Raw genomic sequence first — 24701 nt, 5'->3', positions numbered from 1 at the left:
TCGGAAAGGGTGGAAATGACCGACCTAAGGCTCTCCCTCATCATCCCCGTCTACAACTCGATGCCATACCTCACAGAGCTGCTCGATTCTGTGTTCTCACAGACGATGCCGGCCGCAGAGTTCGAAGTCATTGCCGTTGACGACGGCTCAACGGACGGTAGCGGCGACGAACTCGACCGCTTTGCCGCCACCCACAGCAACCTGCACGTCATCCATCAGGAGAACTGGGGGTGGCCAGGCCAGCCGCGCAACCGGGCTCTGAATGCGGCTCGCGGCCGCTATGTTTTCTTCGCGGACTCCGATGACAAGTTCGACCCCAGTGCGTTCACCGTGATGTGTGACTTTGCTGATGCGCACGCCTCCGATATCGTGCTGCCGCAGATGGGGTCGATCAACGGCCGCTGGGTGCAATCTAAGCTCTATGCCCGTACGCGCATCGATGCGGACCTTTCGAGCGTGCTGACGACATTGGGCCCGACGAAGCTCTTCCGGCGAACGTTCCTCGACAAGCACGGACTGCGATTCCCCGAGGAGAAAGTCAGGCTCGAAGACGGCATCATGCTCTCGCGTGCCTATTTCCTAGCGCAGCGGGTGTCGGTGGTCGCCGGCGCAGACTACTATCAGATCCGGACCCGCGACGACGGGCAGAACATCAGCTCTCGCTACCTCGATCCCGATGAGTACACCTGGGCGATCGCTCAGGTGAGCCGGAACATTCGCGATTACGATCCGGATCCTCAGCGAGCCGACCGGATCATCCTCGATTTGTACCGTCGCAAATGTTTAAAGTTCTACGCACCGGATCGGTTCGTCAGGCTCAAGCAGGAGCGCGCAAAGCGATTCATCGAGGTGCATCAGCAGTTCCAGCGGGAGTTCATTCCCGTCGAACTGGAAGCTGCCCTTGAGGAGCCATTCCGCAGTCGCAGCGAATGGGTGAGAGCCGGTGATATCGAGGCGATTCGCGTTGGTTCACAGATCGCAGCTGTTGAGCTTGCCCCCACGCTTGTGCGGTGGAAACTCACCTCCCGCGGTGCCGAGCTGCAGATCCGTTCCCGGGTCTTCTCGGCCGGCGCTGCGGACGAGTCGCATGTCCTGCAAGTCTCAAAGCGCGGCTCGAACTGGAGCTACACACTTCCGGCGGTACGGCTGGCTCGAGGTGCTGATAAAGAGAGCAGCACCATCACGGCAGAGTTCCGGTTGGGCTGGCGGAGACTCCTGGTTCCGAGTGAACGCGTCGTCGATCTTCACCTCATCCGCCGAGTGGGTTATGACGACGACCCGCGCAAGGATCTGGTGCAGCGGGCCCGCGTCGCTTCGGCGCCTGAAGTCGAGGCTTCGCTGGTGGCGCGCGGGAACGTGCATCCGTACTGTACAGCACAGGGCAATATCAGCATCAAGCTGACTACCGGTCGGCTTGGTGAAATTCTGGCCTGGGCACGGAAGATCAAGAACGCAGTGAGGCGCTGATCGGATTCAGAGCCGTGCCGGCTCGATAGCAAGGCTGAGATTGCCGCGTTCCGTTTCAAAGAATCTGCCGACGTGCAGACTAACCGCGAGGTCCGCTCCATTCGCGACTGCCATCCGTCTGTGCTGTTGGGCTCCGGCCGCAGTGAGCCAGAAGTCGTAAGTGTCCGGGGGCGCTGCCAAGAAATGGCCAAGAGGTATAGACACGTTGAAGGATTCATCAACGTGCAGGTCAATGGGGACCTCGAAGCCGTAGAGCCCGCTGCGTGACCGTACCCGCAGGAAGACGTCAGCGCCGGCCGACGTCCAGTCACCCGCAGTCATACCGTGCAAGACCACTGTGCTCTCCTGCAAAGAAACCGCTGAAAGTCGCGCAGGCCGCCCAGCGACAATGGGGCGCCTCACTGGCTCCACAAGCTCGTAGCATAATTCAGCCCACATCCGTGTGACAGCGGCATCGTCGAAACGTCGAGCGCTCCTTATCGCAGCGTGACGCATCTCTGTTCGCTCTTCGTCGCTCAGATCGAGGAACTGGCGGATTATTTGAGCGAGCGCGCCGGCATCACCAGGAGGTACGAGGAAGCCGTCGCGTCCGTGGGTGATGATGTCGCTGGGTCCGTAGCGGACGTCAAAGGCGATCGGAATGCAGCCCGCAGCCATTGCTTCAACTAGTACCAGGCCAAAGCCCTCGAAATCACTACTTAGCACCAGAAATGAAGCTGATTCCAGCTGAGTGGTTGTATCCGCGCTGTAGCCCCGAAGACGCACGCTGTGCCTGAGATTGTACGCGTCAATGAGTGCTTCGAGTTCGCTTGCATCAGGACCGGAACCAAAAACGTCGAGACGTGCGCTGGTTTCACCGAGCTGAGCGAAAGCGCGTATTGCTTGATCCACACGCTTTTGCTTAGTGAGGCGCGCGAGCATAATGCCAGAATCTCGGTGTCGGGGCTTCAGGTGGCTCGCCTGCTGCTCTGGCGTGCTGCGCGAGTTGGGTATTACGCGAGTACGGCGGTAGGAGCTTTGGAACGCTTGATGAAACTCGTTCTGCTGGCGCCGCGTAAGAAATGTGAGCATGTCAAACTGTGCATGATCTACCGACATTTCCCTGCGTGTCCTGGTGAACGGACCGAAGGGGGTTGATGCTGCGGGCTGCAGATGAGTGTTGTGGAAGACCTGGACTGTGCGCACATTGGGGCGCTGATAGTGGCGAAAGAATGAACCAACAAATGCTGAATCATTGATGATGATGGCTTGCCTGTTGCCGACGACTGAATCAATCCATGCGAAATAGAAGTCGCGCATTCTCGTCCATGCGCCTATCGGGTCTCCGGATGAGTCGCACAGGAGAACTCCTCGGCCGCGCGGGTCCTTTCGTTCATCCCGGATATAAACACTACCGTTCGCACGCAGGTGCTCGACGCCAATGATGTTGTCACCTGAGTCGTAAAGAACCCTCCTATTGCCTTCGCCGGCGCTCTCGCTTCGTGCAACAGGAGTTGGTGGCTTTGTCGGAACTGGCTGGGTGGATAGTGCAAGTCGATCGAGCGCGACATGAGACGCAGCAGCTACCTCTGTCCAGCAGTTGCGCAACTGTACACCGTGACCTAGAAGACCTCTGGCCCGAAGACTCTCAGTTTTTGCTGCGACGTTCAGTTTGGGGTCGAGCGTTAGAACTGGGATGTCGATACTGCCGAGTTCCGCAATCAACTTTGATCGGCGGAGTAGGACGCTGGTCAGACCGCCAAACTCATCGGGGATGCTCCATGTCAGATTGACAATCCGTACAGATGGAAAATTGACTGTTGCAGGTCGAACTTGGTGGCGTGACCGTGTTGACCGTGAAGTGAGTGGAATGCGCATCTGGTGCTTCCTCCCGTCCGAAACAGGGCCAGGCCCGGCAGGTCGAATTGTGTGGCATAGACTCAATCGGCAGCTTCCATGTTGCTACCCTCGACGTCGTAGTTGCGCAGTTGGTGGCGGCGGTCGCTGACGAGCTGGTCTATCGCTGACAGGAACGCCTGCGACGATGACCCCGGCTCACCGTCGCCGAAGTAGAACGTGCGCATTTCCGCACGCGCTGAAGCGAATTTGTCATGCTCGATCGCCTCCTGGAGCAGCAGCACCGTTTGCCCGATCGTCGATTCATCGATGACTGGCGCTGCCTGAGAGACCGGAGACTCGGCATTGAGCGTCGCACGATCCGTGCGGCGATCGGTCAGTACGATCGGCACCTCGGGGTGCAGGTACAGGAAGTCGAGGCCGACGCTGGATATATCGGTGATGAGCAGTGACACGTCATCGAACATGCCCAGGATGTCGCCCTGCATTTCGACGAGATGTTTACCGCCAGCGGCGTTTGAATCGGCTATGAGCGCACGGATCTGCGCATCGGCTTCAGCCATCGTCGAGTTCTGCGTTTCCTGCACACGCGGATGGGGCTTGTAGACGAGGCGCACATTCGGCAGCGCTAGCACCGCCTCCACGATCTGCGGGCCGTAGACATCGATCGAAGTGTAGTTGTTCGAGTCGTTCTCACCTTCCCACGTCGGCGCGTACAGCACGGTGCGCTTGGAGGTCGGCGGCAGACTGGAGGTGCGCGGAATGTCGAGCTGCGGGCGACCGACGCGAACGAGGTTCGCTTCGTTGAAGTCAATCAGCGCCCGCCGGTGGCGTTCGACAGCAGCCTGACCGGCGACGAACACCTTGTCATAGGCCTTCGCCTGATTGGACACCATGCTGATCTTGTCAGATTCTCCGTGATTGACATGGACGTGCACCATCGGTGGGTAGCTCAGCGACTGGAAGTTCGTCACACCGTTGTTCACGTACAGACCAAGAGCGTACGCGTTTTCGTAGTACAGGGTGATGAGATCGTCGAAACGGCGGATGAAGACCTTCTGCAGCTTTGTCCTGCCCTTGAGGGCCCGAAGCGCATTGAGCTTTCGGAATACGAGGACAACGCGGTGGGTCTTGTCGAGCTCTTCGAGCACTGGCAGCCACTGCTCTAGCTGGTAGATCTTTTCGGCGTGGTCACCGAAATACGCGACGACCTCGGCGGGGACGAGGATGTCGTCGATCTCATGGCCGGCAGCAGGGGCCCGGTAACCGCGGATCCATGTGCGAGTGCGCCGCCAGGCCTGCGATTTCAGGACTCCCGTTGCCTGTTGCCTGAGCCAATCCTTCATACTGCAGAACCCTTTCATGAGCCGAGTGAGTTCACCCGCTCAAACAAGCTGCTGAATGGTCGCAGGGGCAGGCGGGACGTCGAAACGCTCACAGAATCATAGCAAGGCAGGCGTCCGCTTCTTCGGAGGCCGCGCACCGCCGTACGTGAGCCCCGACTGCCGTTCCGCCTCGACTCCCGGTTGCAGTTCGGCTGGGAACTCGGCAGTGCTCCCGTAAGGTTGACTCGACAGCGGGTTGGAGATGAACGATGGAGAGAGCTGGAGCATGCACACTGACAGGCTGTGGACTCAGGAACGCGGCACTAGCGCGGCAGGCCGGAATGGGAGCCGGCTGTGATCTGGCGCCATCTGCAATCGCATTTCGACTACGCCCGATTCGTCTACGCCCAGGAGACGCGTTTGCTGTGGGCGTTCGTCCTGTTCGCTGCCGGTATCGTCGCGCTGCCGGAGGCGTGGGTCCGACCGGTCTTCATCGCTGGGGCGGTAGCTGGTGCGCTCGCGCTGCTCTTCGACGCCGGCCGGATCTGGTCGAAATGGCATGCCACGCGCTTCCGACCGCGCACTCGTCCTTACCGGCACCGCGATCATCATGTGCAGCCGGAACAAGCGGTGCAGTGGAAGGCTATCGAGCCCAGGCTCGCTGAATCCTCCAACCAGCCAGGCCCGGTGCCTGTCGAGTTCTGGTGGGATGAAGCTGTCGACCGTCTGCTGCAGCGTCAGTCGCCGTACCACGCGAACGCGGCCGCACCCGTACAGCACAGGATGCTCGCTCGTCTGATGTCCCGTGACTTCGATATGCCGGTCACTCTGGCGAAGCACGCAGGTGCGGCCCTGCGTTTCGACCGCAACACCTCGCGCCGGGTGCGGCTGCCTGTGCGCTTCAACGGTCGCCTGCTGCGGCTGTCAACCGAGCCGACGGTGGCGCAGCTGGAATCCGGCAGCGTCGACGTCACCCCGGTGACGTACTTCGACGGCGAGGCTTCGAACGAGGTCTGGGGTCTGGTCAACGACAGCGACCTGACGCCAGCGGTTCACGCGGACCCCGATGCCGTGGAGGTCTCGCCGGTGCAGGAATACGTGCTCGACAGCTCCTTTAACATCCGCGCGCTGGAGAACGCCGGTGCTGCGAACATCGTCGGCATCTCGATCATGGCCGTCACCGCTGATGACCATTTCATCTTCGTCCAGCAGACCGCCGGCAACTCCGTCGCTCCCACTGCGCTCGCTGCATCCGGTTCAGGATCGCTGGAACATATTGACGCTGATCCTCATTTCCGACCGTGGCAGCTGCTGATACCCTCGCTGCTGCGCAGAGGCGCGCGCGAACGAAAGCTGCGGATCCCCCTGACCGAACTGCTGCTGAGCGGAATGCTGCGCGAGATGCGCGAAGAATCGCTCGTCGAAGAAAACGAGATCATCGACGCCTCAGCGGTGGTGACCGGTTACTTCCGTTGGATCGACCGCGCCGCCAAACCGGAATTCGCCGGACTCGTGCGGCTCAGCTGCACCGCTGCTGAGCTGCAGGCCCGTCGCCACACCGGCGGAGAGCGCGCCTTCACCGCTGGCACCGTTGCCGTGCCCGTTCATGAGATCGTCGACAGCCTCGCGCTGGAGTCCCGCGCGGCAGGACAGCCGCCCACCCATGCACAGGTGATGGATGCCGCGAACCAGGCGCTGCTCGGCAAGCGGAGAAGTCACAATCTCAAGCTCGGTCCCGGACATGTCGGGTCGCCGGGTGAGCCGCGGGTGCTGTGCTCACCGAGCACAGAGCAGACGCTGTTCGCCGCAGTCCGATTTCTGCTCAGCGAACCGCAGTGGATGCGGCCGCAGCCAGCAGTCGCAGACGACGATCAGGACGGCTGAAGAAGAACACACGAAACCAGTTCCGCCAGCAGGCCATCATGACATACTGAACCCATGTCCACCGACCTCGAAATCGCCTCCCAAGCACAGCTCAAGCCGATCGGAGAGATCGCCGCCTCCGTCGGACTGCGTCAGGAAGACATCATCCCCTTCGGTCACGACAAGGCCAAGATCCCCCTGTCGGTGCTGGACCGAGCAGATGCCGAGCCCGGCCACCTCATCCTCGTGACCGCCATGAGCCCGACCCCTGCCGGTGAAGGCAAGACCACGACGAGCATCGGCCTGGCCGATGCGATCAATGAAGTCGCCCGTCTCGACTTCTGGTCCGAGGTGCCGGGCAAGCGACCGGCCGTTCTCGCCCTGCGCGAGCCCAGCCTCGGCCCCGTGTTCGGTATGAAGGGCGGCGCTGCTGGCGGCGGACACGCGCAAGTGCTGCCGATGGAGGACATCAACCTCCACTTCACCGGCGACTTCGCAGCCATCGCCCTGGCGAACAACCTCGCCGCTGCCATGCTCGACAACCACATGCACCACGGCAACGAACTCGACATCGACCCGCGCCGGATCACCATCCGCCGCGTCGTCGACCTCAACGACCGTGCACTGCGTGCGGCCGCCATCGGGCTCGGCGGTTACAACGGCGGCGTGCCCCGTGAGGACGCCTTCGACATCGTCGTCGCCAGTGAGGTGATGGCGGTGTTCTGCCTGGCAACCAGCCTCGACGATCTCAAAGACCGCCTCGGGCGCATCGTGCTGGCCCGCACCCGCTCGAAGAAACCGGTCACCGTCGATGATGTCGGCGCCGCCGGTGCGATGACCGCGCTGCTGCGCAATGCGCTGGCCCCGAACCTCGTGCAGACCATCGAACATACCCCGGCATTCGTCCATGGTGGCCCGTTCGCCAACATCGCCCACGGCTGCAACTCAGTGCTCGCCACCGATGCCGCGCTGACCTTCGGCCAGTGGGCGGTGACAGAAGCCGGCTTCGGTGCTGACTTGGGAGCTGAGAAGTTCCTCGACATCAAGGCCCGCACAGCCGGCATCTGGCCCTCGGCCACAGTCGTCGTGGCAACCGTCCGTGCTCTGAAGTACCACGGGGGAGTGGACAAGGAGAACTTGCAGGACGAGAACATCGACGCGATGCAGGCCGGGCTGCCGAACCTGCGCCGTCACCTGGAGAACCTGCAGAGCGTCTTCGGCATCCCTGCGGTCGTGAGCATCAACCGCTTCCCGTCGGATACCGATGCCGAGATCGCCGCGCTCATCGACGCGCTCGCCGCCGACGGCGTCACCGCCGTTGAGGCTCGTCACTGGGCTGAAGGTGGGGCAGGTGCCGTGGACCTCGCCCGGGCGGTCCTGGCCGCAGCTCAGGATCCTGCTGAGGCCGCACCGCAGTACTCGTACGAACTCGGCGCCGGGCTGGCCGAGAAGATCGAGACGGTCGCGAAGCGGATCTACCGGGCTGGCAGCGTCCAGTTCGCCCCGGCAGTCAAGCGTAAGCTTCACCAGTTCACCGACGAGGGATACGGAGAGCTGCCGGTCTGCATCGCCAAGACGCAGTACTCCTTCAGCACCGACGGCAGCCTGCGCGGAGCCCCGGAGGGCCACGTTCTCGAAGTCCGCGACATCCGCCTCTCCGCCGGTGCCGGATTCGTCGTCGCGGTCTGCGGAGACATCATGACGATGCCCGGCCTGCCGAAGAACCCGGCGGCGCTGACCATCGATGTCGATGATGAGGGCCGCATTACCGGTCTGTTCTAGCACCCTCGTTCAAACTGCCACTGGCTTAGGGCATTTCCGGTGCCATGAGACCAGTGATGATCGGTGCGTTAGATCACTGTTTGCCCACGTTCATTCAGCTGACTCCAAGGGGGAGCTCACGACAAAGGAAATGCGACAGCGTAAACTCGTAGATGTCGAAAATGAACAGAGATGAGGAGTCGCTGTGACCGCAACACGAGATGAATCGACTACGGCTCAACCCGTGAAACGGCCGATCGTCTCGATCATTGTGCCCGTCTACAACGCGGAGCAACATATTGAAGCGTGCCTTCGGTCGATCTCTTCGCAGGAAGAAAGTGGCTTTCCGCTTGAGGTCATAGCCATTGACGATGGGTCTACAGACGGAACTCCGTCCGTTCTCGATCGGCTTTCTGGGGAATTGTCCAATCTGACGGTCGTACAGCAACCAAATTCGGGCTGGCCCGGGATTCCTCGAAACGTAGGTTTGCGCATGGTTACGGGAGAGTACGTCTATTTCGTCGACGCAGATGACTCACTTCTTGAAGGGTCCTTGAAGTCGATGGTTCAATTTGCGCAGGAACATGCGAGCGACATTGTCGTGCCGAAGATACGTGCAGTGAACAGATACATCCACGAGGACGTCTTCACCGAAACTCAAGTCGATGCCGATATACGCAAGCTCGTCAGATCGAATTTCGTCTTTAAACTGTACAGATCGGACTTCCTGCGCGCCGCAGGTCTGTCGTTTGAGGAACGTAAGATCCGACTCGAAGACGCGATCTTCTGTTTTCGTGCTTATGCCGCCTCATCACGGACGTCGATTCTCGCAGATCGCGACTATTACGTGCTGAATCTGCACGATGAGGGTGTTCATATCAGTCGTAGCGCGATCGACCCGGATAACCATAGCGAGGGCGCAAAGCTAAGTTTGGAAGCCCTTTCGACCGGGAGGTGGCCTTTCGACGCCCGCGCGGAAGCCGAAGCAGACTTCTTCCGTCGAGTAGTACTGGTACGGTACAACCGGTCGTTCCTCGACCGTTCGGCGCGGAACCAGTCTCGCTGGATTCAAGCGAGTTCCAGCCTCGCAGCGAATTACATTTCCGACGAGCAGGCACAGACCTACTACGGCGAGCTCAATGTTGCTCGACTGTGGGCGCTGAGACGCGCGGATACTCAAGCAGTCCTGTCGGTCTGTCGCCGGGCGAAAAGCCGAGCTGCGCTCGTTTTCGCACGGATGACGTCCGCACAATCATCGGTTCGCGAACTTCGCATCACCGGCGATCTGCAGACGGTGTGGAAGATCGACCGGATTCAGACTGCGACGCTGGAAGCGCGATCGGCCGACGGGCGGGTCATTGCTTCAGCGGATGCCGATGTTCTCGATAGTGGAACCGACGACTTGCTGGCAGCCCAGTCAGCGCGGTTCGAGGCGACGATGCCAACACACAAGCTAGTCGGCCGGGGAACTGTGAAGTTTTACATAGTGACTCGCGGGGAAAACGGACAGTTGACCAGTTCACGATTGTCCCGCGGCACCGCGCTGTTGCCGGACGACCGTCGTCTGCCGTTGAGGATTCAATGGTTGTGCACGCGGTTCGACGGGGTTTCACTCCGCATCGGAATTCCAGGCGGACACGCCCGCCGGGCCGTGGCCTCGCTGGTCAAATCCGGGAGGGAACGGCTGGAAGCAAGGCGTGCCAAGCACACCGCGCAAGTCGTAGAAGCCGAGATGACGCAGTGCTGCCCGGTGGCCGGTATTTCGCACTTACCTGGACGATTGCCGATCAGTTCGGTGGCATGACGAGCATATTGCTTCAGAGAAGCCGAGCGATCGCAGACGTCGGTCAGCAGGACATCGAGATTCTGACCTTGGACCCTGACTTGGATGTCGAAGCCTGCGAGAAGCGTCTGCGCGAGGCCGGCAAGCTGGCTGATCGAATGCGGGTGCGCAACATCTGGAATGAGCTCTGCGAAATGAACGACAAAGAGCTTCGTCGACTTTCGGGTGGCGTAAAACCAGGGCCGCTCAACGATTTCGAAACAGTAGGTACCCCGCAGAAGTTCTCCAGACGCACTGAGTATAGAGCTGCCAACGACAATGCTGTCACCCGAGTTGAACATCATCGGCCTGACGGTTCTCTGCTGGCAGTCGAGCACTTCACCGATCCGGGTCGCAGGAACATTACCCTTGTCAGCCGTGCGGGAAAACCAATCGGGGAGTGGTCTCCGAAGGAACTCTACTTCTCGTGGCTTGACTTCGTGACCGGATCTGGTCATTCATTTCTCATATGCGACTCAAAGGCCGTCGGTAAGTTTCTTCATGAGTATCAGCGAGACCACGTCGTTGTTGCTCAGGTGTTTCATTCGACACACATCGCGCATCGGGCGCGCACGATCTACGGGCCCTTGACGGATTACCACATCGGCATCCTCATCAATATCGGAAAGTTCGATGTGGTCACCATGCTGACCGATACTCAGCGGAAAGACGCCGAAACGGTGATCGGGGCATGTCAGAATTTAGTGACGATTCCTAACGCGATTGCTCTCGCTCCTGGCAAGGAACCCAGCTCGCGGGATCGTGTGCAGGGGATCATGGTCGGCCGTTTGAACGCCGGCAAGCGAGTCGATCACGCGATCCGCGCCGTCTCGCAGATCAACCCAGATGTCGGCGTTCGACTCTCGATAGTCGGGAGCGGACCGACTGAGGAAGCTCTCAAACGCCTCGCGCAAGAGCTGGGCATGGAATCCCGCATCGAGTTCGAGGGGTACCAACCCAACGCGGCAGAGAAGTTTCTGAGCGCCTCCTTCAGCGTGCTCAGCAGCAAGTTTGAAGGCTTACCGCTTGTGGTTTTGGAGAGCATGGCAAGCGGTTGTATCCCGGTCTCGTACGACATCCGTTATGGTCCCGGAGACATTATTACGGATGGCGTCGACGGTTTCCTGGTCCCGAACGGGGATATTGCGGCGTTGGCGGAGAAGATCCGTTACGTGGCGACGATGCCCGAGGAAGACCTTATCCGAATGCGTGAGGCTGCTGTCCGGCGCGCGCACGACTTCAGCGAAAAGACCGTCCTGAGTATCTGGGGGCGCAAGCTTCGAGCGGCTCTGCAGCGGAAGGCCGAGATACCGGATTATCTGAAGGGTGCTTCCGGACTCGCAGATGTCAAGCTGCACGAAGTGCAGCTCAGCAAGCTTGGCGGATTGCGACTTATTGGTGAGCTTGGCCTCGAGGACGGCGCGTCCGACGTCGACTGGTGCCTTCTGGTCAAGGGCCGGAAATGCCCGTACGTGTTTCGGATCCCGATCCAGACTCGGCCAGCCAGCGCGCGTCAGCTGTCGCTCGAGGTTGAGGTTCCATACGCCGGTCTCCTCTCAGAATTCGCAGAAGAGGGGACGCTCGATCTCTACGTGCAGCGTGCAGAGTCCCGGACGGGTGCCGGCAAACGAATGCCGGCACCCGCCGACTTCACCGAGAAGATGCTCGGCGCACTTCGTGTCTACGCGACTGATAAGCACAATCTCAGCATTCAGCTTGCTTCGAGCTCGGCGTAGCTGAGGTCATTCCGCAGGGATGACCTCACCTTCGGGCCAGGTATCCTCGATGAAGTCCTTGACTTCCTGCGACTGCGACAGCTCGTAGAGCTTCTGGATCGCCGGGTCATCCTGCGTGCCCTCACGCACGACGAGGATGTTCGCGTAGGGATTGTCTGCCGGGCTCTCGACGAGAATGCCGTCCTTCTTCGATGACAGACCGGCGCCCAGGGCGTTGTTGCCGTTGATGACCGAGGCATCGGTGTCGTCGAGAGTGCGGGCCAGTGAAGCTGCCTCTGCTTCGATGAACTGCAGATTCTTCGGATTCTCCGCGACGTCGTGGACGGTGGCGGTGATCGGGTCGGCGTCGCCGAGGCTGATGAGGTCGTTGTCGGCCAGCAGCTTGAGCGCCCGGCCCTGGTTGGCCGGGTCGTTGTTGATGCCGATCTTTGCGCCGTCGGGCAGGTCGGCAATGTTGTCGATCTTCTTCGAGTACAGCGCGAACGGCTCGACGTGCACCCCCGGGGTGAAGTGGTGCAGCTCGTAGCCCTGCCCCTCGATCTCCGACTCCAGGTATGGAAGGTGCTGGAAGTAGTTGGCATCGAGTTCGCCGTCGCTCAGCGCCCGGTTGGGCAGCGAGTAGTCGGTGAACTCCTTGACCTCGATGTCGAGCCCGGCGTCGGCTGCGAGGTTCTCGTCGATGAACCGCCAGATATCACCGTGCGGGGTCACCGAGGTGCCGATCGTCAGCGTGGTGACGTCGCCGTTCTTCTCGCCGACGTCGGTCTCGCTCTTGGACAGACCGCAGCCGGTGAGGGTGAGTGCCAGTGCGGCTGAGACCGCGAGAGCGAGGGTGGGCAGATGTTTCATGGTTCTCCTTCAGAAGGGCTGCACGCAGATGCGGACAGCAGAATGGGTTGTTTCAGCGGTGATCGACAAGCCGGGCGAGGCGGTCACCAGTGAACTGGATGAGGCCGACGACAAGGACGAGCAGGACGATGCAGGCGATCATGACGTCGCCCTGATAGCGGTTGTAGCCGTAGGCGATCGCAAGGTCTCCGAGCCCGCCGCCGCCGACAGCGCCGGCCATCGCGGTGTAGTTCACCAGCGCGACAGCGGTGACGGTGGCTGCTCCGATGAGCCCGGGAAGCGCTTCGCGCACAAGAACCTGACTGATGATCTGCCGGCGGCTGGCCCCCATCATCTGCGCGGCCTCGATCTTGCCGACCGAGACCTCGTGGAGGGCGTTTTCGACCAGCCGGGCATAGAACGGGATCGCGCTGAGCGTGAGCGCAACGACCGCGGCCTTCCAACCGAGCGCGGTGCCGACGAGCAGCCGGGTGAACGGGATGATTGCGACGATGAGCACAATGAATGGAATCGACCGGCCGATGTCGACGACCGTCGACACGATCTGGTGCACCGTCCGGTTCGGTGCCAGAGAGTGCGGCGTGGTGACGAACAGCCAGATGCCCAGCGGCAGGCCGAGTGCCACGGAGATGAGCGTCGCCCACGCCGTCATCGCCAGGGTCTCACCGAGAGCCGGCAGCAGCTCACTGGTGATGGCGGGGTTGTTGAACCAGGTGGCGTCATTCATGCTGCGACCTCCGCGTGGATGTCATGCGCGGCCAGCGCGCTGATGAGGGTGTCGGCGGCGGCCTGCCCGCCGACGGTGAACTGCAGCCGTCCGACGAGCGTGCCGGCGATCGTCTCGACGGTTCCTGCATCAAGGTGCGCCTCCGTTCCAGAGGTGCGCACCGCCTCGAGCACGGCATCGAGGCTGATGCCGGAGGTGAGAGCTTCGACGACAGTGCCGTGCGTTCTTCCGCTGGACGGCAACGGCAGGAGTGCGCGGCTGAGCGGGGAGTCGGCCTGGCCGATGACGTCGATGATCGAACCGGTGTGCTCGATCTGTCCGACGGCGAGCAGAGTCACCGAATCGCAGACCTCCCGGACGACCGACATCTCGTGGGTGATGATGAGCACCGTGATCCCGAGCCTGTCACGCAGGGAGCGGATGAGCGCCAGGATCTGGCGAGTGGTGTGCGAGTCAAGGGCTGAGGTCGGCTCATCGCACAACAGGATCTGCGGTTCGGCTGCGAGCGCTCGTGCGATGCCAACGCGCTGCTGCTGCCCACCGGAGAGCTGCGCCGGGTAGTTGTCCTTCCGGTCGCTCAGCCCCACCAGATCAAGCAGCTCAGCGGCGCGGCGCCGGCGCTCAGCCCGGCCGACGCCGGCGATCTCCAGGGGATGCTCGACATTCCGCAGCGCGGTGCGCGAATCGAGCAGGTTGGCATGCTGGAACACCATTCCGATCGTGCGCCGGGCGGTGCGCAGTGCAGCTCCGCGGGCGCTGGTGATGTCGACGTCACCGATGCGCACGGTGCCCGAGGTGGGGCGTTCGAGCCCGGTCAGGCAGCGGATGAGCGTCGACTTGCCGGCTCCGGAGCGGCCGACGATGCCGTGGATCTGGCCAGCCGGCACTGACAGGCTGATGCCGTCGAGTGCCGTGACACCGGCGAACTCCTTTCGCAGGTCACGCAGTTCGATCACAGGGGTTCCTTCGATTGCAGGGATTCAGCTTCGTCAGGCTAGCCCCGCCGGTTTCCCTCATCTGTGCTGCAGTGTCATCTGCTGACATAACGTGAAGCTCGTCACGCCGCTCCTGGGCACCGTTCACCTATATGTCACTTCAACGGCGGCTGTGCGGACGACAGGCGGATACTCGGGCCGTATGATGGTGCGCATGCCGCTCCCCGTCACATCTGTGCCCGTCTCTCGCTGGCGGACGCTTGCTGTCGAGGTGCTGCGGTTCCTGTCGGTCGGCGGATTCGCCTACGTCGTCGACGTTGGTGTCTCGAATCTGATCGTCTACGGCTTCTTGGGTGTGCCTGCGCTCATGCCCGGCAGCCCGCTCAAGGCCAAGATCATCTCGACGGTGCTCTCCGTCATCGTCGCGTGGCTGGGCAACAAGCTGTGGACGTACGGCGACCGCGACTCGGGCTCGCATGTGCGCGGCTTCATCATGTTCGCCGTCGTCAATGCCATCGGCATGGTCATCGCGGTCATCCCGCTGGGGTTCACGTGGTACATCCTGGGGCTGCGAGACCCCATCAGCTACAACCTCTCGACCAATGTCATCGGTATCGCCCTGGCGATGATCTTCCGCTTCTACGCCTACCGCACGTGGGTGTTCCGGGACATCACAGAGGTCGAAGTCGTCGTCCCACTCGACGATGACAACGTTGGTACGCGCAAGAACTAGCTGCGAACGCCTTCCTGTGTCGCTGCCGCGTCACCGCACGGCTCGGGGCGGACGGGAACGACAGCCTCCAAGCTCAGATAGTGCAGACGCGCTGTCTCGCGACGTGCGCGCCGGATGCCGTCGATGACAAGCCCGACCGTGCCGAGCAGAAACGCGAGCACCATGAGCGTTGCTGCCAGGAAAGCCGTGGGGAAGCGAGGCACCAGCCCCGTGCCGAAGAACTCGAAGATGACGGGTACACCGAGGGTGAGAGAAAGAAGTGCGAACAGGATCGTGAGGGTGCCGTAGTACAAGCGCGGGCGCTCGTGTTGGACCAGCTGAGCGATGAGCCCGAGGATGCGGAACCCGTCGCCGAAGGTCGAGAGCTTCGATTCGCTGCCGTCCGGCCGATCACGGAAGCCGACGGGGTGCTCGGCACACGGCAGCCGCAGCGCCATCATGTGGACCGTCAGCTCGGTTTCGATCTCGAAGCGCTTGCTGATAGCCGGGAATGACTTGACGAATCTGCGCGAGAATACGCGATAGCCCGAGAGCATGTCGCTGACGTGGGAGTTGAACAGCCGGCTCGTCAGACGGTTGAACATCTGGTTGCCGGATTCATGGCCGGGCCGGTATGAGGAGGTCTCCTGGGTATCCTGCCGGACACCCAGGACATGGTCGTAGGGGCCTTCGAGGAGCAGTGAGATCATCGCCGGCAGGTCATCAGCCTCATACGTGTCATCACCGTCGATGGTGACGTAGACATCGGCTTCGATGTCGGAGAATGCGCGGCGGATGACGTTGCCCTTGCCTTTGAAGTACTCGTGCCGGACCACCGCCCCAGCAGCCAGAGCCTCCTGGACGGTCTCGTCGGTGGAGTTGTTGTCGTAGACATAGACCGTCATCCCCGGTACTGCGGCGCGCAGGTCCGTGACGACTTTGGCAACCGTGATCTCCTCGTTGTGACACGGGACGATTGCGGCAATGCGCAGATGACTGGGAATCTTGTTCACGGGACGCTTTCGAAAGTAGGTGGCAGCCGCCGGTTCAGGGGCCAGGAATCATTGCGTCCTAGAATCTGTCAGTGACACCGTGAATGGTCGAATTCTTGGTGTCTGTCTGGTGAATTCTGGAGTAATTGCGCTGTCCGAGAAGTTCCTGGGTTTAACCGCGTTTAAAGTCACAGATGCACCACCCCTCGCCCAATTCCCTCATCGACAGGAGGATCGACGTGCACAGATCGTGGATCCCGATAGCCGCGTATTCCCTCGGGGCGGCCGTCTTCACTGCGTTCCTTCTGGCGGCCTTCTATCCTGGCAACGCGAACATCGACATCGTCGCTCAGGCGTTCCAGGCAATGGGAGAGAGCCCTTACCATAACTGGCATCCACCGGTTGTCGCGTTTGTCTGGGAGATGCTCTTCCGGCTGACGGGCACTCTGGGATCGCTGTTCGTCTTGCAGGCGGTCCTCTACGGTTTGGGCGGATGGCTCCTGTGCGTCCTCATCTGGAGGCGGGCCGGCTCGGTGTGGCTGGGTTTCCTGGGCCTTGCGCTTCCGGCCGCGCCGTGGTCCCTCAGCCAGGTTAACGTGCTGTGGAAAGACACCCAGTCGGCGCTCGCTCTTCTTGCAGGGCTGCTCCTCATCTTCTTCATCCGGCCCAGGCGCCTCGTGACCTGGTGGCTGCTGTTGCCCGGTGGCCTGCTGCTTGTCTACGGCATCGCCGCGCGCAAAAACGCCGTGTCAGCTCTTCTGCCGATCGCCGTGTTCCTCGGCGGTCTCCTCGTCCTCACCCTCCGGCAGCGTCGGCGCGGGCCAAACCAGGAAGCAGGGGAACAGCGCGGAATGCGCTCGTGGGTCCGCGTGGCTGGCGGCGCGGCTGCGGCATCGCTCGCCATGTTCGCAGTCATCGCCGGTGGTGTCGTTCTAGCCGATAACTCCGTTGCAAAGGCGCGAGATGTCGAGGACGTCAGCCAGGCTTCGCAGATTATGCTCGACGACGTCATGTTCGTTCTGCCGGATGATGAGCTGCGGGCGTCTGGCGCCCCGCAGCAGCTCATCGACAAGATCTCGGCGGCACGAGAAAAGTGCATTCGGATCGACGAACCTTATGATGCCTACTGGAACTGCTACGGGATGGGGGAGACCGGCAGGGCATTCTCGCCCATCGCCCATCGCGAGGAGCTCAAGGACCTGTGGGTCCAGACGCTTACCCAGCACCCTGTCAGCTACCTTCAATACCGAGCGGAACAATACTGGCGGTACCTCACCTTCTCGCGCCTGATCTACTGGCCGGCCGAATGGCAGGACGAAGCTCGGCGAGTGGGGCTCGGAGTGCAGCCGAACAGCTTGGACGATGCCGCCGGCTTCTACGTGCGCGGCACGAATAAGGTCGTTCCCTTCGTCTACCTTCCGTGGTTCTGGATGGCTGTTGGCGCTGGAGTCTGCGGCTGGGCGGCCGCTGCCAGACGGCTCAGCAGGGGGCGGACGGTTCCTCTGCGGGCCGAGGCTGCAACTCTGGCGGCTTCAGCGCTGATGTATATCCTCGCCTATTTCCCGACGGTTCCGGAGTTCCATTTTCGGTACACCTACTGGCCGGCAATCGCGATCACCGCAGCTGGCCTGATGCTGTTGGCCGGGCAGACTGCTGCACACCGTGCGCGTGACGCAGCAGGCGAAGAGGCGTCGGCTGAGACAGACCGCGGGCCCTGGGGCCGCGTCAGCGCAGCCGACGGCTGAGCCTTCTGACCTGCCTCACCGCGAAGCGGTAGCCGTCGACGACCGGCTGCGGCGCTGCAGTGCGCAGTTCGGCGCGCACGGCTCTCCAGCTGTTGATGTGCTTGATCCACGGCTGAGACCGCAGCTGGTACTGCTGAGACCGTGCGGCAAGAATCCGAAACGCCCGGTTGACCTCCACCGATGGAGGGTGGAAGTAGTTCTCCTGCAGCCACGTCTCGTTGGGAAAGCCGATGCGTCCGGCAGACAGGTCCTGCAGCGAGCCGAGAATCCCGGAACCGTCGAAGACTGCATTGAGGAGAGCCTCGGAAACACCGAAATCGGAGATGATGAGCGTCTGCAGGCCGCGGTCGATCGATTCGAGCGCGGCCGTCGACGACACCGTCACAAGAGCCGAGCCAGCGGTGAGGAACTCATCCATCGGGCCCACGGCGATCGACAGCTCTCCTGCCGCGAGCTCACCCGACGAGGTGAGCTCCTGAATGAGCGAGAGGTAGCTGTGCTCTTCATGATGGGTCTCCTGCTCACCGGGCAGCGACCGGACCTTGACGATCGTCTCGGAGTCAGGGTGCCGGCGGGCGAAGGCGGCAAGCGCCCGCAGGATCGCGATCCGCTCCTGACGTTCAGTGGGCACTTTGGCCTGGGGGGCGAAGACGATCCGGGTGGGCACCGGGGCGGTGCCGTCAGCCTGCATGTCGAAGGCCGGTTCGGGCACATCGGTGCTGGTGAGCAACGGCAGCCGGGCGACGGTGATCTCCAGTGGCACCCCGGCGCGGGTGGCTGCAGCGCGGTATGCCTCACGCTCGTGGTGGGAGTGGGCGAGGAACAGGTCGCAGTCGCGGCGGTACCGCACGCCCTTCTGCCGGGCCGGCAGGCCGATGCCCGGCAGCCCGGTGGCCAGGCCGGGCCGCCGCGGCAGCCGGTGAGCGGTGGCCGCGATCTGCTGGACGACCGGGCCAGTCGCCGCGGCGAGCACCACATCGGCACCGGCGGCGGTGAGCCGGTCGTGCAGCTCAGCGCGTTCGACGACCGGCACCTGGGTGCCTGCCCATGAGGAGCCGGCGAGGGCGTGGGAGATCTGGCCGGCGGTCGGGCGGATCGGGGTATCGATGATCCACAGCTGCGCGTCGATGTCCGGGCCGAGGGAATCGAGCACCCGGGCGGCCCATTTGAGGTAGGACTCGCTGTCGGCGATCGCCACGATCCGGTACTCACTGCCGTCCGTGTCCGGTGCTGCGGCGGCCGCATTGAGCTGCTGGCGCAGCCGGTTGGGTGCTGTGCCGGTCCACCAGGACGACGGGATCGCGGTGACGGTGATGTTCGGTTCCTGCATCGTGGCCGGCAGATTGGCCACCGCCGAGGTGGGCAGGCTGCGGACCTGTGCGCCGGTCGGGGCGGCGGTCAGGCGGATCTCGACCGGCAGGTGGGCATGCCGGACGGTGACGTGCGGCAGCTGGGCGACCCGGGCGAGCAGCTCTGGGGTCTCCCGGCGGTGCGCGAAGTAGGCGACCGGGGCCTCGGCGCTGGGCTGCAGGCTCTCGACGGTCGTCGCCAGCCAGTCGAAGTAGGCCTCGGCGGTGATGAGGTCATCGGCGGCCAACGCCGAACCGATGATGATGCGTTCGGGCACACGGCTGCCGGCATCCGGCAGGCTGCGGACGTACTCGAAGGTATGCCGGCGCACGGTGCCGCCAGCTGCGGTGAAGGAGATGATGAGCTCGTCGGGCACCGGCAGGGCAGTGGTCCACGATAGTCGGCGCTCGTGCAGCACGGCCCGCAGCAGCACGGCCACGGCGAAGGCGGCCGCTCGGCGCGAGCGGCTCGTCTTCTGACGCGGGCGCACAAGCGGGCGGGGCCGGCGGCTGACGAGTTCGCGCACCGCATGCAGGGTGGCGAAGCCGTCATCAATGACCACCACCTGCCGACGCAGCTGCAGTCCTGAGGCAAGCATCGCCCGCTGCAGGCGACCGGAACACACGTCCCCGATGAGCAGCCGGCCGCTGCGGCAGGTGAAGATCTGTGGATCGATCTCGGCCATCGCGACGATCGTGACGCCGGCAGGCAGCCACTCGCTGCGGAAGCGCTCCAGAAACCTGTCCATGCCTTCTGCATCGATGCGCGCATGGATCTCCAGCTGCTCGTCCGGCAGCCGCGCCTCAACCGCCGAGACGAGCTGCAGCGGCGATTCCACCCAGGCGTGCGAAATGCTTGCAGAGCGTCTCTTCACTGGCGAGCTGCTGGCTGCCGGGCTGGGATCGGCCGATGTCACTTCCGTTCGCCTGCCCGCTGCCGGATGCGCTTGGCCTGACTGCTGAGCAGATCAGCGGTCCTCTGGGCGATCTGACCGCTGCTGCGCAGCGCTTCGAGTCCGCTACGAGCCGTTCGGAGTCCGAGGCTGCGAACCTGCTGGGCGCGGTTGGGGGGCGGCAGGCTGCCCGGCAGCCGCAGCTTCGTCAGCCGGCGGCGCTTGAAGCAGTGCCTGTACTGCGGCAGGCTGCGATGCAGGAAGTCAGCCGTCGAACCGCGCAGGTGCGGCAGAATCTGTGCGCGCATGCAGTAGCTGACCGCGTTGACGACCTCCTGCAACGGCTCCTTGTCCGATGTCCCGTCGGTGAAGAGGTAGTCGCAGATGGTGACCGGGATGCGGTTGGAGTTCTCAAACGGGCGGAACTCCTCCATTGCGTCCCGGGTGCCGAAGGCGCGCGCCGGTATGCCGAACAGCCGCCAGGCCGTCACCATCCCGGTGGAGAAGCAGCTGTAGATCGAGTTCGGTGTGAGCACGAGGGCTGCGAGCTCGACGGGAAGGTATGCCGGGACGACATCGAAGGACACACCGCGGAGGCGAGCGCGATGCTGCAGCGCGCTCTGGATCGACTGTGAGGCCGAAGGGTGCGGCTTGAGGTAGATGTGGCGGTGGCCGGAGGAGATCGCCTGGTCGATCATCTGCTCGTACAGCTCGGTCTCCTGTTCCAGGGCGAAGAGGGAGACATCGGCCAGGTACTGGCCCACGATCATGCAGGCGTCGTGGTGGACGCGCAACTCGGAGGTGTCCACAGCATCGGCGACGCGTTCGACCTCGGCGCGCAGCTCGGTCGGCCCGAGAGTGATCCGGTCGAGGTCGGCGAACTCCGAGAGAAGCAGCGGGTCGACGCCGGGGACGAGGTCCATGTAGATCAGACCGCTCAGGCGCTGCCATAGCTGCGGCGGCAGGTTGCTGCGGGTGGGGCCGTAGGTCATGAGGCCATCGGAGTGGACGACGATCTCGGCGTCGGTGAAGATGCAGCTGAGGGCCTGAGCCGGGTTGCCCTGCACGGACTCAATGAAGAGCTGCACCTGGCAATCGGCCAGGTCCCATGCGCGTAAGAGGGCCTTCGACCACATCGGCTGCTCATTGACCAGCGGCGACCACTGGGACGGGTGCTGCGGCCAGATCCAGGAGTTGTAGTCGATGATGCGGTCGAAGACGTCGAGCAGGGGAGCGGAAATCGGCTGTTCGGCGAACGACGCGCCGACTTCGCTGACGGGGCGGGTGTCGCTGACGATGAGCACGCGCTCTTCAGCCGGGGCGATGCGCTCATTGCGGACGGCCGTGCTGATGCTCAGCAGCTGCAGCCACGAGGAGACGACGAAGACCTGTTTCATGCTTCTCCCTTCGTTTTCATCCGGCGCATGATCGGGCGCAGCCGGCGCACGCGCTCAGGCCGGAAGGAGCGGAGCACCTCGTCGAGTTCGTCAGGAGTGGCAGTCGCTGACGCCTCAGCCACACCGTCGACGAGGCGGCGATACAGATTGCGGGGCATCTCAGCGCGTCGCTGGAGGTGGATGTCGGCCAATGCGAACAGGTTGTGCAGAGCCTTGAGGGTGAAGGCCGGATTGCCACAGCGGCGGGTCTGGGCGATCGTCTTCGCGCAGCTGGGGATGAAGTGCAGCTGCGTTTCGTTGTAGACCGCGGTCAGGGAGTCGCTGACACCGCGGCGGTAGTATGCACCGGGCGCATCGAGGACGGCGAAGGAATCGGCTTCGAGCATGAGCCGCCAGTTCCATTCGCGATCCTCGGCACTGTACAGAGACTCATCGAAGAACAGAGTGCCGTTGCCGGCGAGACGGCGTGCGAAGAGGCCTGTGTTCGTGTTGGGGAAGTCGACCATCGTCTGTGTCCAGCCGTGGGCGATGTAGTCGTGGGTGCGCAGGGCCTCATTGCGGCGGAAGACCGGGGCACGGCGCAGCTGGCGGGTCCTGCCGATCGCCTGGATCTGGTCGCACCGTACGAAATCGACCCCGAGGCGGGTGATCCCGTCGAGCATGACGCGCAGGTGCCCGTTGGCGAACCAGTCGTCTGCGTCGATGAACGCGATGTAGTCGCCCTGAGCGGCACGCAGGCCGGTGTTCCGGGCTGCTGAGACACCGCTGGGCTGCTCATTGGTGATGAGCTGGAAGTGCTTGACGCTGCGGCAGGCACCGCCCGCGATCTCGGCAGTCGCGTCGGCCGAGCCGTCGTTGACGATGACGATCTCAAGTTCCTCGGGGCTCAGCTCTTGGCAGCGCAGCGACAGGAGAGTCTCGGCGATGAACGGCTCGGCATTGTGAGCTGGGATGATGACGCTCAGAGTGGGATCGGGCATGCTCTGCTTTCGTGTGGCGGACGGAGGATGCGCGCAGACGCCGCGGTCGGAGCAGCCTCGTGTAAGGCCGCCCCGACCGCAGTCTGACATCACTTGCGCAGCGAGGAGATCTTCGGCTCTTCGCCGGGCATGATCCGCTTGACGCCGTCGCCCATCGCCTCTTCCAGGACGCGGATGTCGCGTACGAGAGTGGTGAAGCCGTGCGGTTCGAGCGAGGCGGCCTGGTCCGAACCCCACATTGCGCGGTCAATGGTGATGTGGCGCTCGACGGTCACCGCACCGAGAGCCACAGCCGCCAGCGAGATCTGCAGGCCGGTCTCATGCCCGGAGTAGCCGACCGGCACGCCGTAGCGCTCAGCCATCGCCGGGATCGCCAGCAGGTTGGTCTCCTCCGGTGGCAGCGGGTAGGTGGAGGTGGCGTGCATGAGGACGAGTTTGTCGCGGTCGAAGCACTCAACGGCCTCATCGAGGATCTTCCAGTCGGACATGCCCGAGGAGCACAGCACCGGCTTGCCAGTCGCTGCGATCGCCTTGAGCAGTTCGAAGTCGGTCAGCGAGGCCGAGGCGACCTTGTAGGTCACCGAGTCGAACTCGTTCTCCAGGAAGTCAACCGAATCGGTGTCCCACGGCGAGGCGAACCACTGCAGGCCCTTCTCCTTGGCGTAGCGGTCGATCTCGGTGTACTCGTCCTTCTCGAACTCGACCTTGTACTTGTAGTCGATGTACGTCATCGTGCCCCACGGGGTCTCACGCATCTTCGACTTCTGTGCCTCTGGCACGGCGACGTCCGGGTTGCGCTTCTGGAACTTCACCGCCTGGGCGCCTGCCTCGGCTGCGACATCCATGAGCTGCTTGGCGATCTCGACATCGCCGTTGTGGTTGATGCCGATCTCCCCGATGACGTACACCGGCTGGCCGGGGCCGACGAGGTGCTCGCCGATCGCCACCGGCGCGGCGGTCTGGCGGAAGGGGGAGGGCTGTGCTGCGTTATCAGCGTTCTGAGTCATGCTGGGAGCTCCAATCGTATCGGTGCGGGGTGATGCACGGGGTGGCGTGAGTGGATGTCACGCAGCTGATCTGGTCTTTTCGGGATCGATGAGGTCGCAGACCTCGCGTACGGCGCCCTGCCCGCCGCGGCGGGTGAGGATCGAGCGGGCGGCCGCGAGCACCTGCGGGTGGGCATCGGCGACGGCGATCGGCCAGCCGACGACGCTGAAGGCCTCCAAGTCGTTGATGTCGTTGCCGACATAGGCGACGCGGGCCGGGTCGAGGCCGTTGGCGGTGATCCATTCGCTGAGCACCTCGGCTTTGTTGTCGATGCCCTGGGCGATGTCGACGCGCAGCTTCTCAGCCCGGCGTGAGACGACCGGATTCTGCTCCTTCGACAGGATGAGGAAGGGGAAGCCCGCCTTGACAAGCCGGCCGATGCCCAGCCCGTCGCCGCGATGAACCCGGACGGTCTCCTCGCCGTTCTCATTGACGTAGCAGGCGTCGTCGGTGTGGACACCGTCGAAGTCGGTGACCAGGGCGTCGACGTCGAGGACGTTGATCGCCTCATGCTGGGAGGCGACAGCGCGGGCCAGCGACAGATCGGACATCGTATCGATCTCGCGGGCGTGCTCGGCGGGCACTTCCTCGATCTCGATACGGCCGAAGAAGCGGTGCTTGTACTTCTGCAGACCGGAGGTGCGCATGATGTAGAAGGCGCCGGTCTCGTTGTAGTGCGCGGCACGGTCCTGGCGGCGAGGGCGGAAAGCCGCATCGTGGCCGACAGCCACGGCGTTGTCTTTGTCATCCAGCGTCCACAGGAAGCTGAAGTCCTCAACAGCGGAGAAGACGACGTCGGCCTGATCGCGAGCGACGCGCTCAACAGCGTGGTCGAGGTTCTCCGGGTGAATGAACGGCGAGGTGCACTGGATGAAGGCGGTGATGTCGTAGCTGTCAGCCAGCTGTTCAAGTGTGTAGAGCAGGGCCGACTCACTGGTCGCCTGGTCACCGGAGATGTCTGCAGGACGGCGGACCACCTCGGCTCCGGCGCGCCGGGCCTCGTCAGCAATGCCGTCATGGTCGGTGGAGACGACGACGGTGTCAATGCGGCCAGCGGCCTTGGCACTCTCGACCGCGCGTGCGAGAAGGGTCTTGCCGGCCACCTTCTGCAGGTTCTTCAGCGGGATGCCCTTCGACCCGCCGCGAGCGGGGATGATGGCGACAGTGCGCTTGGTCTGGTTGTTCATGGTCACAGGCAACCACCATGACCATCGCGGATGACCGAGCGGCGACCTGCATGTGACGTGCAGGTGAACGAGGCGTCA

The 24701-nt window shown here is 63.0% G+C and carries 18 protein-coding genes; 7 read left to right on the top strand and 11 right to left on the bottom strand.

Features of this window, described 5'->3' with window-relative positions; all coding sequences use genetic code 11:
• Positions 1-15: 15 nt before the first annotated feature.
• Entirely contained in the window at positions 16-1467 is a 1452-nt protein-coding gene (locus B4E96_RS06915; protein ID WP_286957020.1) for a glycosyltransferase family 2 protein, read from the top strand.
• Positions 1468-1473: 6 nt separating this feature from the next.
• Here the strand turns inward: B4E96_RS06915 and B4E96_RS06910 are convergent, their stop codons facing one another.
• Both B4E96_RS06910 and B4E96_RS06905 read right to left on the bottom strand, forming a co-directional pair.
• Complete coding sequence (locus B4E96_RS06910; protein WP_286956923.1) at positions 1474-2766, bottom strand: glycosyltransferase; 1293 nt, start codon at positions 2764-2766, stop codon at positions 1474-1476.
• Between the two features lie 620 nt (positions 2767-3386).
• Entirely contained in the window at positions 3387-4454 is a 1068-nt protein-coding gene (locus B4E96_RS06905; protein ID WP_286956922.1) for a CDP-glycerol glycerophosphotransferase family protein, read from the bottom strand.
• A gap of 528 nt (positions 4455-4982) precedes the next feature.
• Between B4E96_RS06905 and B4E96_RS06900 the strand changes: the two genes are divergently transcribed.
• The 4 genes from B4E96_RS06900 (at position 4983) to B4E96_RS06885 (ending at position 11810) form a co-directional block, all read left to right on the top strand.
• Positions 4983-6512, top strand: a complete 1530-nt coding sequence (locus tag B4E96_RS06900; RefSeq protein WP_286956921.1) for a hypothetical protein — start codon at positions 4983-4985, stop codon at positions 6510-6512.
• Positions 6513-6566: 54 nt separating this feature from the next.
• Positions 6567-8273 (top strand): formate--tetrahydrofolate ligase, encoded by a 1707-nt coding sequence (locus B4E96_RS06895; RefSeq protein WP_286956920.1) that lies wholly within the window; start codon positions 6567-6569, stop codon positions 8271-8273.
• A gap of 184 nt (positions 8274-8457) precedes the next feature.
• A complete protein-coding gene (locus tag B4E96_RS06890; protein ID WP_286956919.1) occupies positions 8458-10056 on the top strand; it encodes a glycosyltransferase family 2 protein in 1599 nt (532 codons plus the stop codon).
• Positions 10053-11810 carry a glycosyltransferase gene (locus B4E96_RS06885; RefSeq protein WP_286956918.1) on the top strand — a complete coding sequence of 586 codons (1758 nt, stop codon included), beginning with the start codon at positions 10053-10055 and terminating at the stop codon, positions 11808-11810. Before B4E96_RS06890 ends, B4E96_RS06885 begins: the two co-directional genes overlap by 4 nt.
• Before the next feature lie 6 nt (positions 11811-11816).
• Here the strand turns inward: B4E96_RS06885 and B4E96_RS06880 are convergent, their stop codons facing one another.
• Genes B4E96_RS06880 through B4E96_RS06870 form a run of 3 tightly spaced genes read right to left on the bottom strand, consistent with a single transcriptional unit; the run spans position 11817 to position 14342 of the window.
• Entirely contained in the window at positions 11817-12659 is an 843-nt protein-coding gene (locus B4E96_RS06880; protein ID WP_286956917.1) for a MetQ/NlpA family ABC transporter substrate-binding protein, read from the bottom strand.
• A 52-nt stretch (positions 12660-12711) separates the two neighbouring features.
• Entirely contained in the window at positions 12712-13386 is a 675-nt protein-coding gene (locus tag B4E96_RS06875; RefSeq protein WP_286956916.1) for a methionine ABC transporter permease, read from the bottom strand.
• Entirely contained in the window at positions 13383-14342 is a 960-nt protein-coding gene (locus B4E96_RS06870; RefSeq protein ID WP_286956914.1) for a methionine ABC transporter ATP-binding protein, read from the bottom strand. The genes B4E96_RS06875 and B4E96_RS06870 overlap by 4 nt, the downstream gene beginning before the upstream one ends.
• Before the next feature lie 193 nt (positions 14343-14535).
• On the opposite strand from B4E96_RS06870, the gene B4E96_RS06865 reads away from it, so the two are divergent.
• A complete protein-coding gene (locus B4E96_RS06865; RefSeq protein ID WP_286956913.1) occupies positions 14536-15054 on the top strand; it encodes a GtrA family protein in 519 nt (172 codons plus the stop codon).
• Here the strand turns inward: B4E96_RS06865 and B4E96_RS06860 are convergent.
• The gene (locus B4E96_RS06860) at positions 15051-16046 is read right to left on the bottom strand and encodes a glycosyltransferase (protein ID WP_259856671.1); all 996 of its coding nucleotides are present in this window, start codon (positions 16044-16046) and stop codon (positions 15051-15053) included. The genes B4E96_RS06865 and B4E96_RS06860 overlap by 4 nt on opposite strands.
• 173 nt (positions 16047-16219) lie before the next feature.
• Here B4E96_RS06860 and B4E96_RS06855 point away from each other — a divergent pair, with 173 nt between their 5' ends.
• Complete coding sequence (locus B4E96_RS06855) at positions 16220-17770, top strand: hypothetical protein (protein WP_286956912.1); 1551 nt, start codon at positions 16220-16222, stop codon at positions 17768-17770.
• Here B4E96_RS06855 and B4E96_RS06850 read toward each other — a convergent pair.
• The 5 genes from B4E96_RS06850 to B4E96_RS06830 form a co-directional block, all read right to left on the bottom strand.
• Positions 17751-19958, bottom strand: coding sequence for a DUF6716 putative glycosyltransferase (locus B4E96_RS06850; protein ID WP_286956911.1), 2208 nt, complete (start codon positions 19956-19958; stop codon positions 17751-17753). The two genes, B4E96_RS06855 and B4E96_RS06850, sit on opposite strands and share 20 nt — an antisense overlap.
• A 74-nt stretch (positions 19959-20032) precedes the next feature.
• Positions 20033-21409 carry a polysialyltransferase family glycosyltransferase gene (locus tag B4E96_RS06845; protein ID WP_286956910.1) on the bottom strand — a complete coding sequence of 459 codons (1377 nt, stop codon included), beginning with the start codon at positions 21407-21409 and terminating at the stop codon, positions 20033-20035.
• On the bottom strand, positions 21406-22389 hold the full coding sequence (locus tag B4E96_RS06840; RefSeq protein WP_286956908.1) for a glycosyltransferase family 2 protein: 984 nt from the start codon (positions 22387-22389) through the stop codon (positions 21406-21408). Before B4E96_RS06840 ends, B4E96_RS06845 begins: the two co-directional genes overlap by 4 nt.
• A gap of 89 nt (positions 22390-22478) precedes the next feature.
• The gene (locus B4E96_RS06835) at positions 22479-23396 is read right to left on the bottom strand and encodes an N-acetylneuraminate synthase family protein (protein WP_286956907.1); all 918 of its coding nucleotides are present in this window, start codon (positions 23394-23396) and stop codon (positions 22479-22481) included.
• 57 nt (positions 23397-23453) lie between these two features.
• Positions 23454-24623 (bottom strand): acylneuraminate cytidylyltransferase, encoded by a 1170-nt coding sequence (locus B4E96_RS06830; protein ID WP_286956906.1) that lies wholly within the window; start codon positions 24621-24623, stop codon positions 23454-23456.
• Positions 24624-24701: the final 78 nt, after the last annotated feature.

Source organism: Brevibacterium sp. UBA7493 (assembly GCF_002479565.1).
GTDB classification, from domain to species: domain Bacteria; phylum Actinomycetota; class Actinomycetes; order Actinomycetales; family Brevibacteriaceae; genus Brevibacterium; species Brevibacterium luteolum.
The sequence above is the reverse complement of the archived record's forward strand: the minus strand, read 5'-3'. Positions and strand labels throughout refer to the sequence as shown.